17 protein-coding genes are annotated in these 14373 nt (G+C 41.3%); all 17 read left to right on the top strand.

All coding sequences use genetic code 11. The features are described from left to right. The first annotated feature begins 33 nt into the window (after positions 1 to 33). The 17 genes from ACTFWY_RS10480 to ACTFWY_RS10400 all read left to right on the top strand — a co-directional run bounded on the left by ACTFWY_RS10480 (position 34) and on the right by ACTFWY_RS10400 (position 14304). On the top strand, positions 34 to 1377 hold the full coding sequence (locus ACTFWY_RS10480; RefSeq protein WP_341873446.1) for a hypothetical protein: 1344 nt from the start codon (positions 34 to 36) through the stop codon (positions 1375 to 1377). Positions 1378 to 1379: 2 nt separating this feature from the next. Continuing rightward, entirely contained in the window at positions 1380 to 1691 is a 312-nt protein-coding gene (locus tag ACTFWY_RS10475) for a hypothetical protein (RefSeq protein WP_208774862.1), read from the top strand. A gap of 65 nt (positions 1692 to 1756) precedes the next feature. Beyond that, positions 1757 to 2692, top strand: coding sequence for an alpha/beta hydrolase (locus tag ACTFWY_RS10470; RefSeq protein WP_103300947.1), 936 nt, complete (start codon positions 1757 to 1759; stop codon positions 2690 to 2692). A 12-nt stretch (positions 2693 to 2704) separates the two neighbouring features. Continuing rightward, on the top strand, positions 2705 to 3007 hold the full coding sequence (locus ACTFWY_RS10465; protein WP_225585961.1) for a GNAT family N-acetyltransferase: 303 nt from the start codon (positions 2705 to 2707) through the stop codon (positions 3005 to 3007). Between the two features lie 209 nt (positions 3008 to 3216). Continuing rightward, positions 3217 to 3453, top strand: a complete 237-nt coding sequence (secG, locus tag ACTFWY_RS10460) for a preprotein translocase subunit SecG (RefSeq protein WP_003127578.1) — start codon at positions 3217 to 3219, stop codon at positions 3451 to 3453. A 122-nt stretch (positions 3454 to 3575) separates the two neighbouring features. Next, positions 3576 to 4331 (top strand): alpha/beta hydrolase, encoded by a 756-nt coding sequence (locus ACTFWY_RS10455; RefSeq protein WP_003127579.1) that lies wholly within the window; start codon positions 3576 to 3578, stop codon positions 4329 to 4331. Between the two features lie 3 nt (positions 4332 to 4334). Further along, positions 4335 to 6668 (top strand): ribonuclease R, encoded by a 2334-nt coding sequence (gene rnr / locus ACTFWY_RS10450; RefSeq protein WP_103300945.1) that lies wholly within the window; start codon positions 4335 to 4337, stop codon positions 6666 to 6668. Between the two features lie 12 nt (positions 6669 to 6680). Then, positions 6681 to 7139, top strand: a complete 459-nt coding sequence (gene smpB, locus ACTFWY_RS10445) for an SsrA-binding protein SmpB (protein ID WP_003127581.1) — start codon at positions 6681 to 6683, stop codon at positions 7137 to 7139. A gap of 291 nt (positions 7140 to 7430) precedes the next feature. Next, positions 7431 to 8150 (top strand): F0F1 ATP synthase subunit A, encoded by a 720-nt coding sequence (gene atpB, locus ACTFWY_RS10440; RefSeq protein WP_003127582.1) that lies wholly within the window; start codon positions 7431 to 7433, stop codon positions 8148 to 8150. A gap of 32 nt (positions 8151 to 8182) precedes the next feature. Then, positions 8183 to 8398, top strand: coding sequence for an ATP synthase F0 subunit C (atpE, locus tag ACTFWY_RS10435; RefSeq protein ID WP_003127584.1), 216 nt, complete (start codon positions 8183 to 8185; stop codon positions 8396 to 8398). An 82-nt stretch (positions 8399 to 8480) separates the two neighbouring features. Then, positions 8481 to 9005 (top strand): F0F1 ATP synthase subunit B, encoded by a 525-nt coding sequence (atpF, locus tag ACTFWY_RS10430; RefSeq protein WP_003127585.1) that lies wholly within the window; start codon positions 8481 to 8483, stop codon positions 9003 to 9005. Further along, positions 8992 to 9534 (top strand): ATP synthase F1 subunit delta, encoded by a 543-nt coding sequence (gene atpH, locus ACTFWY_RS10425; protein WP_005471844.1) that lies wholly within the window; start codon positions 8992 to 8994, stop codon positions 9532 to 9534. Before atpF ends, atpH begins: the two co-directional genes overlap by 14 nt. Positions 9535 to 9557: 23 nt before the next feature. Then, the gene (gene atpA / locus ACTFWY_RS10420; RefSeq protein WP_003127587.1) at positions 9558 to 11114 is read left to right on the top strand and encodes a F0F1 ATP synthase subunit alpha; all 1557 of its coding nucleotides are present in this window, start codon (positions 9558 to 9560) and stop codon (positions 11112 to 11114) included. Between the two features lie 15 nt (positions 11115 to 11129). Further along, positions 11130 to 12032, top strand: coding sequence for a F0F1 ATP synthase subunit gamma (locus ACTFWY_RS10415; RefSeq protein ID WP_003127588.1), 903 nt, complete (start codon positions 11130 to 11132; stop codon positions 12030 to 12032). A gap of 26 nt (positions 12033 to 12058) precedes the next feature. After that, the gene (gene atpD / locus ACTFWY_RS10410; RefSeq protein ID WP_439926813.1) at positions 12059 to 13465 is read left to right on the top strand and encodes a F0F1 ATP synthase subunit beta; all 1407 of its coding nucleotides are present in this window, start codon (positions 12059 to 12061) and stop codon (positions 13463 to 13465) included. A gap of 30 nt (positions 13466 to 13495) precedes the next feature. After that, positions 13496 to 13918 (top strand): F0F1 ATP synthase subunit epsilon, encoded by a 423-nt coding sequence (locus ACTFWY_RS10405; protein WP_003127590.1) that lies wholly within the window; start codon positions 13496 to 13498, stop codon positions 13916 to 13918. A 152-nt stretch (positions 13919 to 14070) separates the two neighbouring features. Beyond that, positions 14071 to 14304, top strand: a complete 234-nt coding sequence (locus ACTFWY_RS10400) for a DUF1146 family protein (protein WP_003127591.1) — start codon at positions 14071 to 14073, stop codon at positions 14302 to 14304. Positions 14305 to 14373 lie beyond the last annotated feature (69 nt).

The following is a 14373-nucleotide window of genomic DNA, read 5'->3' as shown; positions in this document are numbered from 1 at the left end:
ATCATAACAAATAGGGAAGTTAGGAGGATTAGTGTGGACAAAATCATTGCATTAGACATTGATGAATTTCGAGTAGGCGTCGTTGGCTATGGTTATCAAGATGTCAGAAGTTCTGTTTATTCAGAAGTCAAAAAAAATAATCTGCAGTATCTTTTAGGAAAGAATAATGAACCGACCCACTCCAAAAACAAAGTTGGGGAACGAATTCTTCTCGGGGGAAGCGAGCAAGAAATTACTTGGGGCTTCGACAAGTTATATAGTCGACGTTCGAAGGCTTACCAAACCTTTGGAAATCCATTGGCAGCCATTGGAGACCAAAATTTTAAGACATATATCAAAACGATACTTTCTTATTTAGTAGAGAAGAGAACCTCGCTTTTCACTGAAATTGCAAAGGATTGCTTTAGCTGCTCATTGTGCATTGGCGTAGCAACAGAAAGTTTTGACCAGCTGGCAGAAATCGAGAGGCAACTGGCAGATGAATTCGAGACAGTCGTTAATGGTACCCACTATCGGATACGAATCGAACGAGTAAAACTGATTCCCAAATCGCTGGCTGTGATTTTTGAAAGTAGACGAAACGATATTCATTTAATGTTAGGCGTTGAAGAAATTCTGGCGGGATTGACTTATGTGTTTGAGATTAATGATCATTATCTAACTTGTGACAGTTATGAAAATGGCGAACTGATCAAAAGTACAAAAGTTACAGACGGCTTGTATGAATTAGCCGGCAACGTGGTACAAGCTTACCAAGAAAATGAGGGAAATCATCCCACGCCAACTTTTGATTTGGATGCTGGGGTAATCTACGATATGCTGGTCACAACGAAGAAGAACAATCCATTTATTGTGACGATCAATGGACGTCAGACCGTCGATTTAACCGAAATCGTTAAAAAAGAGCTGACGGCTTTGACGGATCAATTCATTGATTATGTCAATAGTGATCAGGATGTTCAATATGCGGATACAATACTGATCCGGGATATTTCTGCAGGAACGATCAATGAAAACACAGTGAATCAGGTATTAGCTAAAATGGGGCTATCTTGTAAAGTGTTTAATAATAAAAATGCGCTGGGAATGTATTTATTTGGGGAATTGTTCTGGCAAGACCAACCGAAGGCTTCGGCTGATCGCTTTGAGGATAGCCGTCCATCAGCTATGAATCATGGTTTTTCAGAACCGGAAGTGCGTGCAGAATCTGCACCAATCGAAGAGTACGTCGAATCAACTAACCAAATTGATTCCGAGCTATCAGAAGTTACCGAGCAAAAGAGTCATTATCGAAGCTCATCTGTGGAAGCAATTTTTGCAGAACAGTCAGAATTGCTTAAATTCTTGATCAATGATGACAAGGAGCCTTCCATTTAGCAATGAAAAAGAGAATTTTGATCGATAAACGATCAAGATTCTCTTTTTCTCGTGATTGGGTTTTTTTGCTTAAATCCGATACTCGAATAGGGCAAGAATTGGTCATCGGCAATCATCTGTCAGCCAAACTGTCGCAGATGAATGAAGAATCATTCTGTGCTTTAATCTTCTTCGGAGGTTTGCTCCTTCTGATTGCTGGTATCTTCAGCTACCGTCACCGTAAAAAAAATCTTTGGGGAAAATCAATTTATCTGGTTCAGAAATGTTTTTTCTCAAAGGTTTTTGATTACTGGTTATTTTATAAGGACACCTAAAATCTGTTTAAATTTTTGGCTCATTTGCTGTGCAGATGGTACACTAGAGTCAAGGGAGGGATCCTATGCTTTGGCTGATAATTGTACTTATTGGACTGATTGCTGGGTTATACTATATTTACCGAACTGCAGTCCTAAAAAAAGGTGTACGTTATTTTGTATCTGCTCTGATCATGCGCAATAACCATTGGTATGAAAAAGAAGGCAGAAAACAACTTGTTCCTTCGGGACAGCGATCACAGGAAGCACCTTCAACTTTCTGGCAAGAAGGGTCCGAATGTACCCTTACTGCAACGGATGATGTTCTGTTACATGCACGGGTCTTTGATCAGTGTGCCAAAACATGGGTGATTTGTCTTCATGGCTATCGCAGTTCTGGACAAGTCGATTGTCAAGATGCCGCGGAACGCTTGTGGCAAGCCGGACACAATGTCTTAGTGCCAGATCTTCGCGGACACGGGCAAAGTGAAGGGCTTCAAATCGGGTTAGGCTGGTTGGATCGCTTAGATCTGATTCTCTGGATCGAGAAATTAGTTGAAAAAGATGCGCAATGCCAGATTTTCTTGTATGGTCAAGGGATGGGGGCCGCAACAGTCCTCTTAGCGAGTGGAGAAGTATTGCCTATTCAAGTTCGAGGATTGATTGCAGACAGCAGCTATACCTCGATCTATAGTTTGATACGAGCCAATTTACCGCGTCTTTCTGGATTACCCGTCAAACGGTTCCTGCGTATGGCAAATCGTTACAGTAAACAATTAGTAGGGTACCCATTTCTACAGATCTCTGTCACACGCCAACTAGGCAGTAACCATTTACCTGTTTTATTTTTACATGGTTCTGAAGATCCATTTGTCTCAGCAGAAGAAACAGACACATTGATGGAAGCAACTGCTGGGGAAAAAAAACGAGTCATTTTTCCAAAGATGGGCCATCTTCAAGCGGTCACAGAAAGTCCAGAATATTGGCCGACTATTCTACAATTTATCCAGGCAACAGAGTAATAGTGCATTTGAATTTTTTTAACTAGAAAGGAATGTGAAAAAATGGAAATCAAAGAAGAAAACAAACGTTTTGCCTTATACGATGACGGCAAAGAAATAGGAGAAATCACCTGGCAAGAGGCGCCAGACGATGTGTTGGTGGTTGATCATACATTTGTTGATTCTGCGTATCGCGGTCAGAAGTTAGCACAAAAATTACTGAATGCGGTGGTAGAAAAAGCGCGCCGCGAAGATCGAAAAATCATGCCAGTTTGTTCATTCGCTGTCAAAGAGTTCAAAGAAAAATCAGAATATGATGATGTATTGGCTCGCTGAATTTCGGTAGAAAATGATTGAGACAACAGTCGTGCAACAACGATTTTTATGTTGCTGTACGGCTAGTGTCTTTTTTTGTTCCGGGATTTAGTAGTTGTCTTGTTTGGATGCAGGGAACATCGCCATAGCATCAATAAAATATACTGGAAAAAAGGTCCCGAATGTGGTAGAGTTAGAAGGACGATTCTAGCAAGCAAGGAGGAGCTATCGTGTACAATATATTATTAGCAGCAGTGATTGTGATTTCTGTGATCATGGTTATTACGATTATGATGCAACCAAGCAAACAAAATAGTGCTGCCAGCGCGTTTACGGGTGGAGCAGACCAATTGTTCGGTAAACAAAAAGCGCGTGGATTTGAAGCGGTAATGCAACGTTCAACTGCCATTTTAGGCTTTGTATGGATGGTCTTGCTATTTCTTTTGGCCTATTTGTCATCAAAATAATTGGATGAAATTTGGAACCTCTCGGCTGCGAGGGGTTTTTTCTTTGCCAAAAATCTTATGAACGCATTTATCGTTGAAATCATCGAACTATGGTAGAATTGGACGTGAGGTGAAACGAAGAAATGAAGAATTTTAACCAACCAAAACCAGTGTTTGCTCCCCACGGAGATCGGGCAGTGATTTTGTTCCATGCTTATTCTGGTAGTCCCAATGATGTGCGGATGCTTTGCCGGTTTTTAGAACAAAAAGAGTATACTGTTTATACACCGATGTTTTCGGGTCATGGGACAACAAACCCTGAAGATATTTTGAATCAAGGAATTCAACAATGGCGAGCAGATGCCAAAGCAGCGATTGAATTTTTGAAAGAAAAAGGTTACCAAAAAATTGCTGTGTTGGGATTGTCAATGGGAGGCATCTTTGCCATGAACAGTTTGACACAAGCGGAACCTGCGCTAATCGGTGGTGGGCTATTCTGTTCACCGCTCTTTGAAACAAAGAATGATGTGCCGCGAAATTTTGAAAAATATGCAGAAATGATTCTGCAATACTCTTCTTATTCATCCGAAGAGCAGCAAATGATTTTGGCTCGCGTACCGCAACAAGTCAGAGATCAGCTGCTAGAAATTGAATCGATTGGGCAAGAAACAGCAACTAATCTTGACACGATCGATGTGCCTGTTTTTCTTGCACAAGCAGGAAGAGACCGTATGATCGATCCCCAGACGGTTTTTCGCACAGCAGCAGCATTGTCTCATGTGCCCTACACATTACAGTGGTATCCACATAGTGGACATGTAGTGACTGTCGGCCCAGAACGAAAAAAATTAGAACAAGATGTTTGGGCTTTTCTGGAAAGCCTCGCTTGGGAAGGGTAAAAAATGAAAGAGACGATTAAAACAAAAATTATTCAGTTCATGGAAGAAAGCCGCAAGAAAAGCTTTTCCATGGAAGAAATTGCCGAAGCATTGCAACTGCAAAAAAGCGAGGATTTCAAAAATCTTGTTCAAACAGTAGCCGCAATGGAACGAGAGGGGAGCATTCTCTTCAATAAGAAAGGCAAAGTCAAATTGCCAATGCAGCGAGTCTTAGTTGAAGGAACATTCCGAGCAAACGAACGAGGCTTTGGATTTGTGAGTATCGATGAGGAAGAAGAAGACATCTATATTCCTAAAGAATCGACTGGCTATGCGATGGATGGAGATACAGTTGCTATCGACATACTTCATGCTGCTGATCCTTTTTCCGATAAAGGGGCAGAGGGAAAAGTCGTTGAAATCCGCAAACGGGCAGTCACACAAGTTGTTGGTGAGTTTACACTCTTTGATGAAGCGGAGATCCAAGAAACAGACCTCTATGGAGTCGTTCAGCCAAAAGATAAAAAAATGAATGAGTTAAAAGTATTCATCGGTGCAGAAGGCGTTCGTCCGGTAGATGGCAGCATTGTGATCGTTGAGATCACTCACTATCCGGAGAAAGGCTACTCTAAAAGCTTGGAAGGACTAGTCAAAAAAGTAGTTGGTCATAAAAATGATCCTGGAATGGATATTTTGTCGATCGTCGTAGCTAACGGCATTCCGACAAAGTTTGAAGAAGCAACATTAGCGGAAGCTGATGCAGTTCCTGATGCCATTGATCCAGCACAATTCCCAGAACGTCGTGACCTGCGGGAACAATTGATTGTCACGATCGATGGGGCAGATGCGAAAGACCTTGATGATGCGGTCACCGTTCGTAAATTAGCCAACGGCAACTTTTTCTTAGGGGTCCATATCGCAGATGTTTCTTATTATGTGACAGAAAACAGTGCCCTAGACAAGGAAGCTTTTGAACGAGGCACCAGTGTCTATCTGACCGATCGGGTCATTCCTATGATCCCTCAGCGGCTGTCAAATGGTATCTGCTCACTGAATCCTCACGTTCCGCGGTTGACAATGAGTTGTGAGATGGAAATCGATTCTTCAGGTAAAGTGATCAAACATGAGATTTTTCAAAGCATCATTCAAACAACAGAACGAATGACTTATCAAGCAGTAAATGAAATCTTGGAAGACCAAGAGCCTGAGACAATGGCTCGTTATGCCTCGCTTGTTCCGATGTTTAAGGAAATGGCTGAATTGCATCAAATCTTAGAAGCGATGCGCGTTCGGCGGGGGGCAGTTTCTTTTGAGGATCGTGAAGCCAAAGTATTGGTTGACGAAGCAGGGCATCCTCAGGACATCCTTCTTCGCGAACGAGGAGTTGGCGAACGATTGATTGAGTCCTTTATGCTGGCTGCTAATGAAACAGTGGCAGAGCATTTCAACAAACGTCGATTGCCGTTCATTTATCGGATCCATGAAGAACCAAAAGAAGAAAAAATGCGGCGCTTTTTTGATTTTGCTTCTGCGTTAGGAATTGTTGTCAAGCAGACAAAAGGCTCCATCACGCCCAAAGATCTACAAAAAGTCGTGGAAGATGTTGCAGATAAACCTGAAGCGATGGTGGTCAACACCATGCTGTTGCGAAGTATGCAACAAGCAAAATATTCTGAAGATAACTATGGGCATTATGGACTGGCTGCAGACTACTATACCCACTTCACATCACCGATCCGCCGATACCCCGATTTGATCGTTCATCGGCTGATTCGTTCATACAGTACGGATCCGTCAGAAAGCAATCAAGAAAAGTGGGAGCAGAACCTTCCAGATATTGCTTTACACAGTTCACAAATGGAGCGAAGAGCAGTGGAAGCAGAACGTGAAGTAGATGCTCTTAAAAAAGCTGAATTTATGGCCGATAAAGTAGGAGAAGAGTTTGACGGGATTATTAGCTCAGTAGTAAAATTCGGACTTTTCGTGGAGTTGCCGAATACCATCGAAGGGTTAATCCATATTACTGCATTGAAACAAGATTACTTCCATTACTTGGAAAACCACCTCGCATTAGTAGGTGAACGTACTGGGCAAACGTTTAAGATCGGACAAAAAGTCCGCATCAAAGTGATCAAAGCGGATCCAGAGACTCGCGAAATCGATTTTGAATTGATTGAAGCAGAAGAAGTCATACGAATCCAACAGCCTAAAAAAAAGCAAAATAAAGAAAACAAACAGCGAAGACAAACCTCAGATCGACAGAAAAAAGAAAATTTACGGGGAAAATCTTCTCGTAAAAAGAAAAAAAACGGAAATTCAAAAAAGAAACCTTTCTATAAAGGAATTAAGAAAAAGTAGGAGGGATGACCGTTGCCTAAGGGAGAGGGCAGACTAATTGCCCAAAACAAAAAAGCTCGTCATGACTACACGATCCTTGATACGATCGAAGCAGGGATCGTGCTGCAAGGAACTGAGATCAAATCGATCCGCAACAGTCGGATCAATCTAAAAGACGGCTTTGTTCGTATCCGTAATGGAGAAGCCTATTTGTATAATGTTCATATAAGTCCTTATGAACAGGGGAACATTTTTAATCATGATCCTTTGCGTACAAGAAAATTGTTACTGCATAAAAAGCAGATTGCTCGGTTAATCGGTGAAAGCAAAAATACAGGAATGACCATTGTTCCGCTAAAAGTTTATATCAAAGATGGTTATGCCAAAGTTTTGATCGGCTTAGCCAAAGGAAAACGCGAATATGACAAGCGAGAAACCCTAAAACGAAAAGATCAGGAACGGCAAATTGATCGTGCTCTTAGAAACTTTTAATCTTCTAAGAAGTTCTTTTAGAATCATTTAAAGTGTATTGCTTTGAGATTAGGGAAAAATTTGGTAGCATTTAAGGCAAAGGTACTGATGTACCAAGCTTTTCATGAAATTTCACGACAGTGTTTCAATTAAGTTTTTTTCGAATTTTGGCAGAAAAACTTTTTTGTCTAATTTTCTTGAAAATACTTTGAAATTTTCTTGTCGTGGTGGTATGATACCGATTGTTATGAGAGGAAACGCATTGTAACACCAGATATTTTCTGGAGATGACAGGAAAAGAGGTGAGAAAGATTGGATGAAAAATCGCTTATGTTTCACATCGGTCCGATTTGGTTTGATGGAACTGTAGCAATGATGACAATCATTTCTTGTATAATTGTTTTTTTGGTGGTGTTCATTTGTACACGAAATTTGCAAATGAAGCCAAAAGGGAAGCAGAACTTTATTGAATGGGTCATTGATTTTGTTCGCGGAATCGTAGCTGACAATATACCAGGATCGCAAGTGAACAACTTTCATTTGCTGGGTGTAACAATGTTTCTTTTTGTGTTTGTGGCGAATGAAATTGGGCTGGTCACAAAGATCGTGACAGCTGATGATGTCTCTTTATGGAAGAGTCCCACAGCGGATCCTTTTGTCACCTTGACACTTGCACTTATGGTTATTAGTTTGACACATTTCTTTGGTATCAAAACGCTTGGTTTCAAAAACTTTATGATCAATTCTTACTTGAAACCAGTTGGTTTCTTATTACCATTGAAAATTATCGAAGAATTTACAAATGTTATTACTTTGGGCTTACGGCTTTATGGGAATATTTTTGCTGGAGAGGTCTTGTTAGGGTTGATAGCGAATATGTTCACAAGTCTAGGTTGGTGGTCATTGCCTATCGCGATGCCGCTTGAAATGATTTGGATTGGCTTCTCATTGTTTATAGGCGCCATCCAAGCCTATGTATTTGTCACATTGACCATGGTATTTATGAGCCACAAAATCGTGGCGGAACACTAATCAAAACAAACACTTTTAGGAGGAAAAACAATATGAATTTCATCGGAGCAGGATTAGCAATTATCGGAGCAGCAATTGGTGCAGGTTATGGTAACGGACAAGTAATCGCCAAAACGATCGAATCAATGGCACGTCAACCTGAAATGTCAGGTCAATTACGTTCAACAATGTTTATCGGGGTAGCGCTAGTCGAAGCTGTGCCTATTTTGGGGGTAGTTATCGCGTTGCTATTAGTCTTCCAAGGCTAAACGTGAAAAAGGCAGAAACGAACAATGCACTCGTTTTTGCTTTTTTAAATGAGAGAATTACTTTCAGAAAGGAAGAGTCGTTATGCTAAATCACTTGGTTCTAGCAGAAGTAAAAAATGCTATGCTTGGCAATATTATTCTTGTCAGCGGCTCAATTCTTCTTTTGCTATTCTTGTTGAAACACTTTGCATGGGATGCCATTAGTAGCATGATGCAAAAACGGGAAGAAAAAATCGCCAATGATTTGGATTCAGCGGAACAATCCCGCTTGAATGCAGCGAAACTGGAAAAAGAACGCCAAGAAAAATTGGCCAATTCCCATTCAGAAGCTGCGGAGATCATCAAAAGCGCCAAAGACAGCGGAGAATTGAGTCGCCAAAATATTTTGAACGAGACCAAAGAAGAAGTTTCTCGTTTGAAAGAAAAAGCTCACTCAGATATCACGCTTGAAAAAGAAGCTGCGTTAAAAGAAGTCAAAGATGATGTTGCAGATCTTTCACTTCAAATCGCAGAAAAAATCTTGGGCCGTGAATTGACTCCCGAAAATCATGAATCTTTAATTAATCAATATATCGAAGGATTAGGTTCAGTCAATGAAACTCGATAAATTTACTGTAGGTAAACGCTATGGCAAGGCGTTGTTCGAATTGGCGATGGAAGAACAACGAGCTGAAGCTGTTTATCATGAGTTGATGACACTACGTCAGATTTATCAAGAGATTCCGATGTTTGGCCAAATCGTGACCGATAATCGTTTGGATCTTCATGAAAAAAGAAAACTTGTTGATCAGTTATTTAATAACTTTGATGGATTAGTCAAAAATTTTCTTGAGATCGTGTATGAATATAATCGTATGGACGACCTATTGCTGATCATTGATGAGTATGAACGCCGCTATGACGAGCAGCAAGGTTTAGTCAGTGGTACGGTGACCACAGCAGTTGCATTGTCGTCAAGTCAAAAAGAACAATTGTCGAAACAAATCGCACAGACGCTCGGCTACCAGAAAGCAGTGCTTTCAGAAAAAGTTGATCCAGCCATTTTAGGTGGGGTCATCGTGGAAGCCAATCATCAAGTGATCGACGGTAGTATTAAGAGCCAACTGGATTATCTGCGACAACAGATCGGCAGATAAACAAGAGATAAGAGGTGAATCGGATGGCCATCAAAGCAGAAGAAATAAGTGCCTTGATCAAAGAACAAATCAAAAATTATCAAAATGAACTTTCTGTAGAAGAAATTGGAACAGTCACATACGTAGGGGATGGGATCGCCCGGGCTCACGGATTAGAAAATGCGATGAGTGGAGAATTGCTTGAGTTTTCAAACGGTTCTTACGGTATGGCCCAAAACTTGGAATCCAACGATGTAGGGATCATCATCTTAGGTGAATTTGAATCCATTCGTGAAGGTGACAAAGTAAAACGTACTGGAAAAATCATGGAAGTTCCTGTTGGGGATGCCTTGATTGGACGAGTAGTGAATCCGTTAGGACAACCAATCGATGGCTTAGGTCCAATCGATACAGATAAATCTCGTCCGGTAGAAGCAGCTGCACCTGGTGTTATGCAACGTAAATCCGTTTCAGAACCAATGCAGACTGGATTGAAAGCCATTGATGCTTTAGTTCCAATCGGACGCGGACAACGTGAATTGGTCATTGGTGACCGTAAAACAGGGAAGACAACCATCGCAATCGATACGATCATCAACCAAAAAGGTCAAAATATGATCTGTATTTATGTAGCGATCGGTCAAAAAGATTCCACGGTTCGTGCACAAGTAGAAACATTGCGCCGTTATGGTGCGCTTGACTATACGATCGTGGTATCAGCCGGTGCTTCTCAACCTGCACCACTATTATATATCGCCCCTTATGCTGGAGCAGCAATGGGTGAAGAATTCATGTATAACGGTAAACACGTTTTGATCGTTTTTGATGATTTATCAAAACAAGCCGTTGCTTATCGGGAACTTTCCTTACTACTTCGTCGTCCGCCAGGTCGTGAAGCTTACCCAGGGGACGTTTTCTACTTGCATTCTCGCTTATTGGAACGGGCTGCAAAATTAAGTGATGAACTAGGCGGAGGCTCAATGACTGCCTTGCCATTCGTTGAAACCCAAGCAGGAGATATCTCTGCTTATATTCCAACCAACGTGATCTCCATTACAGACGGACAAATTTTCTTAGAAAATGACCTGTTTTATTCAGGTGTTCGCCCTGCCGTAGCTGCCGGACTTTCCGTTTCACGGGTTGGGGGTTCTGCACAAATCAAAGCGATGAAGAAAGTGGCTGGAACATTGCGTTTAGACTTGGCAAGTTACCGCGAGTTAGAAGCCTTCACGCAATTTGGTTCTGATTTAGATGCCGCTACTCAAGCAAAATTGAATCGTGGACGTCGGACTGTTGAAATTTTGAAACAAAAACTGCATGAACCATTAGCAGTTGAAAAACAAGTGGTTATTTTATACGCATTGACGCACGGATTCCTTGACAGTGTGCCAGTAAATAAAGTATTAGACTTTGAAGCAGAATTGTTTGAATACATTGAAGCAAATCAAGCAGATGTGTTTGAAACGATTCGTGCAACGAAAGACTTGCCAGAAGAAAGCTTATTAGATGACACAATCAAAGCATTCAAAGATATTTTCATGGCTGCAAATACATCACGTGTTTCAGCACAAGACAAAATGTCAACAATGCAAAATGCATAAAAGAGGTGAGAATGAATGGCTGCTTCATTAAATGAGATCAAGCAACGAATTGCCTCAACCAAGAAAACCAGTCAGATCACAAACGCCATGCAAATGGTTTCGGCTGCTAAATTGACTAAATCAGAAGCACACTCAAAACAATTTCAAGTCTATGCAACGAAAGTGCGTGAGATCGTTACTCACCTTACTGCGCAACAACTCTCAGATCTTGCAGCTGCTGGACCTAAAGAGGGCGTCAATTACAACAGTATGCTTGTTAGTCGTCCTGTAAAGCGCACTGGCTATATCGTCATTACTTCAGATGGCGGTTTAGTCGGTGGCTACAACAGTTCGATTTTGAAACAAATGATGACGATGCTGGACGAAGATCATGCTCAAGATGAAGAATATGTTATGATCGCCATCGGTGCGACAGGAGCAGATTTCTTTAAAACACGAGGAATCAAGTTAGCTTATGAGTTGAGAAATCTTTCCGATCAGCCAAGTTTTGACGAAGTGCGTAAAATTGTTACCTTAGCTACAACGATGTATCAAAATGAAGTATTTGATGAACTATATGTTTGTTATAACCATCACATCAATTCGTTGACGAGCCAATTTCGCGTGGAAAAAATGCTGCCTATCTCAGATTTGGATCCAGAAGAAGCAGAAAGCTATGAACAAGAGTATTTGTTTGAGCCTTCAAGAGAAGCAATTTTGGATCAGTTGTTGCCGCAATATGCTGAAAGCTTGATTTATGGTGCCATTGTCGATGCCAAAACAGCAGAGCATGCTGCTGGAATGACTGCGATGAAGACGGCAACAGATAATGCCAAAAATATTATTGGGGATTTGACGATTTCTTATAACCGGGCGCGTCAAGGAGCAATCACCCAAGAAATTACTGAAATTGTTGCGGGGGCATCCGCGTTAGAATAATTTCGAGAACGAATGGAGGAATACGAATGAGTTCAGGCAAGATTGTTCAAGTCATTGGTCCCGTTGTCGACGTGGAATTCTCTCTAGACCAATCCTTACCAGATATCAACAATGCGTTGATCGTTTACAAAAAAGACGAGAAAAAAACAAAAGTAGTATTGGAAGCCGCTTTAGAACTAGGGGATGGTGTGATCCGCACCATCGCAATGGAATCTACAGACGGTTTGCAACGAGGAATGGAAGTCATCGATACAGGTGCCTCAATCTCTGTCCCTGTAGGAATAGATACTCTAGGCCGAGTATTTAATGTACTAGGCGATACTATCGACTTGGAAGCACCATTCCCAGAAGATGCCAAACGTAGTGGTATCCACAAAAAAGCCCCAGATTTCGATGAATTGTCAACAAGTACAGAAATCCTTGAAACTGGGATCAAAGTTATCGATTTATTAGCTCCTTACTTAAAAGGTGGTAAAGTCGGCTTGTTCGGTGGTGCCGGTGTTGGTAAAACCGTATTGATTCAAGAATTGATTCACAATATCGCTCAAGAGCATGGGGGAATTTCAGTATTTACCGGTGTTGGCGAGCGGACGCGTGAAGGTAATGACTTGTATTATGAAATGAAAGAATCAGGCGTTATCGAAAAGACAGCCATGGTTTTCGGTCAAATGAATGAACCACCAGGTGCCCGGATGCGGGTTGCTTTGACTGGTTTGACCATTGCTGAGTATTTCCGTGACGTTGAAGGTCAAGATGTGCTCTTGTTTATCGATAATATTTTCCGTTTCACACAAGCGGGTTCTGAAGTATCTGCCTTGTTAGGCCGGATGCCATCAGCCGTTGGTTATCAACCAACTCTAGCAACTGAAATGGGTCAATTACAAGAGCGAATCACTTCTACGAAAAAAGGATCTGTAACATCAATTCAAGCCATCTATGTGCCAGCCGATGACTATACTGACCCAGCGCCAGCAACTGCATTTGCCCATTTGGATGCGACAACGAACTTGGAACGTAAATTGACTGAACAAGGGATTTATCCTGCGGTAGATCCATTGGCTTCATCATCAAGTGCATTAGCTCCTGAAATCGTAGGGGAAAAACACTATGAAGTAGCAACCGAAGTTCAGCATGCGTTGCAACGTTACCGTGAATTGCAAGATATCATCGCGATCTTAGGGATGGATGAATTGTCAGATGAAGAAAAGACTCTCGTAGCGCGTGCGCGTCGAATCCAATTCTTCTTATCACAAAACTTCCACGTAGCGGAACAATTTACAGGACAACCAGGTTCTTATGTGCCAGTTGAAGAAACCATCAAAGGATTTGCTGAGATTTTAGAAGGTAAATACGATGATCTTCCTGAAGAAGCCTTCCGAAGTGTAGGTCGAATCGAAGATGTAATTGAAAAAGCAAAAGCACTAGGTTATTAATAAGCAACCATAGAGAAAGAGGGGAACCTCATGGATCAATTTTTAACGGTTAATGTGGTGACACCTGCTGGTTTGGTGTATGAACACCATGCCAAAATCGTGGTTGCACGAACGACAGATGGAGAAATCGGGATCTTACCGCAACACGCGCCGATCATCGTGCCTTTGGCTATCGATGAAGTTCGAGTGAAACGGATCGATTCCGATACTCACGTCGATTGGATCGCTGTCAATGGCGGAATCATGGAAGTGCGGGACAATGTAGTTTCAATTGTAGCCGATAGTGCTGAACGTGATCGTGATATCGATGTTTCTCGTGCTGAACGTGCCAAACAGCGTGCCGAAAAGCAAATCGAAGAAGCAAAACAAGTGGAAGATATCGACCAATTACGACGTGCGACTGTTGCTTTGCATCGTGCAATCAATCGAATCAATGTGTCAAAACATTCCTAAGCGAAGACCAGTGGTCTTTGCTTTTTTTTATCTCAAAAACGTTTTAAAGTCTTTTTAAAGTCTTCCAATGAAAGTTTCAAGAAAGAATATTTTGGCTCTTTTAAATTTTGTGGTATGATAGTAACGTTCAGATGTGAAAAGGAGAATCGAGGATGCAAGTTTACGGAGTAGATGCGATTATTCGTATCGTCAGTCATTTAGCATTTATCTATTTAGCGTTTTGGGCGTTGCAGTCTTTGCGGATCGATGCTTTTTTTAAAGCCTTACAAACGACGCAAATACGGATGGTCATGGTCTTTTTAGCAATTGCTTTAGGCTATACTGCTAGCACTTTTTTCCTTGAACTGATTGCATTATGCCGTAATTTATTTTTAATAGGTTTTTAAGAAATTCAATAATACATGCAGGTTGTGCGATTGTATGCTATAATTGTCGAGATTTTGTGTATGATTCAA

This window comes from Enterococcus sp. 125944, from assembly GCF_051909435.1.
GTDB lineage: Bacteria > Bacillota > Bacilli > Lactobacillales > Enterococcaceae > Enterococcus_D > Enterococcus_D gallinarum.
The sequence above is the reverse complement of the archived record's forward strand: the minus strand, read 5'-3'. Positions and strand labels throughout refer to the sequence as shown.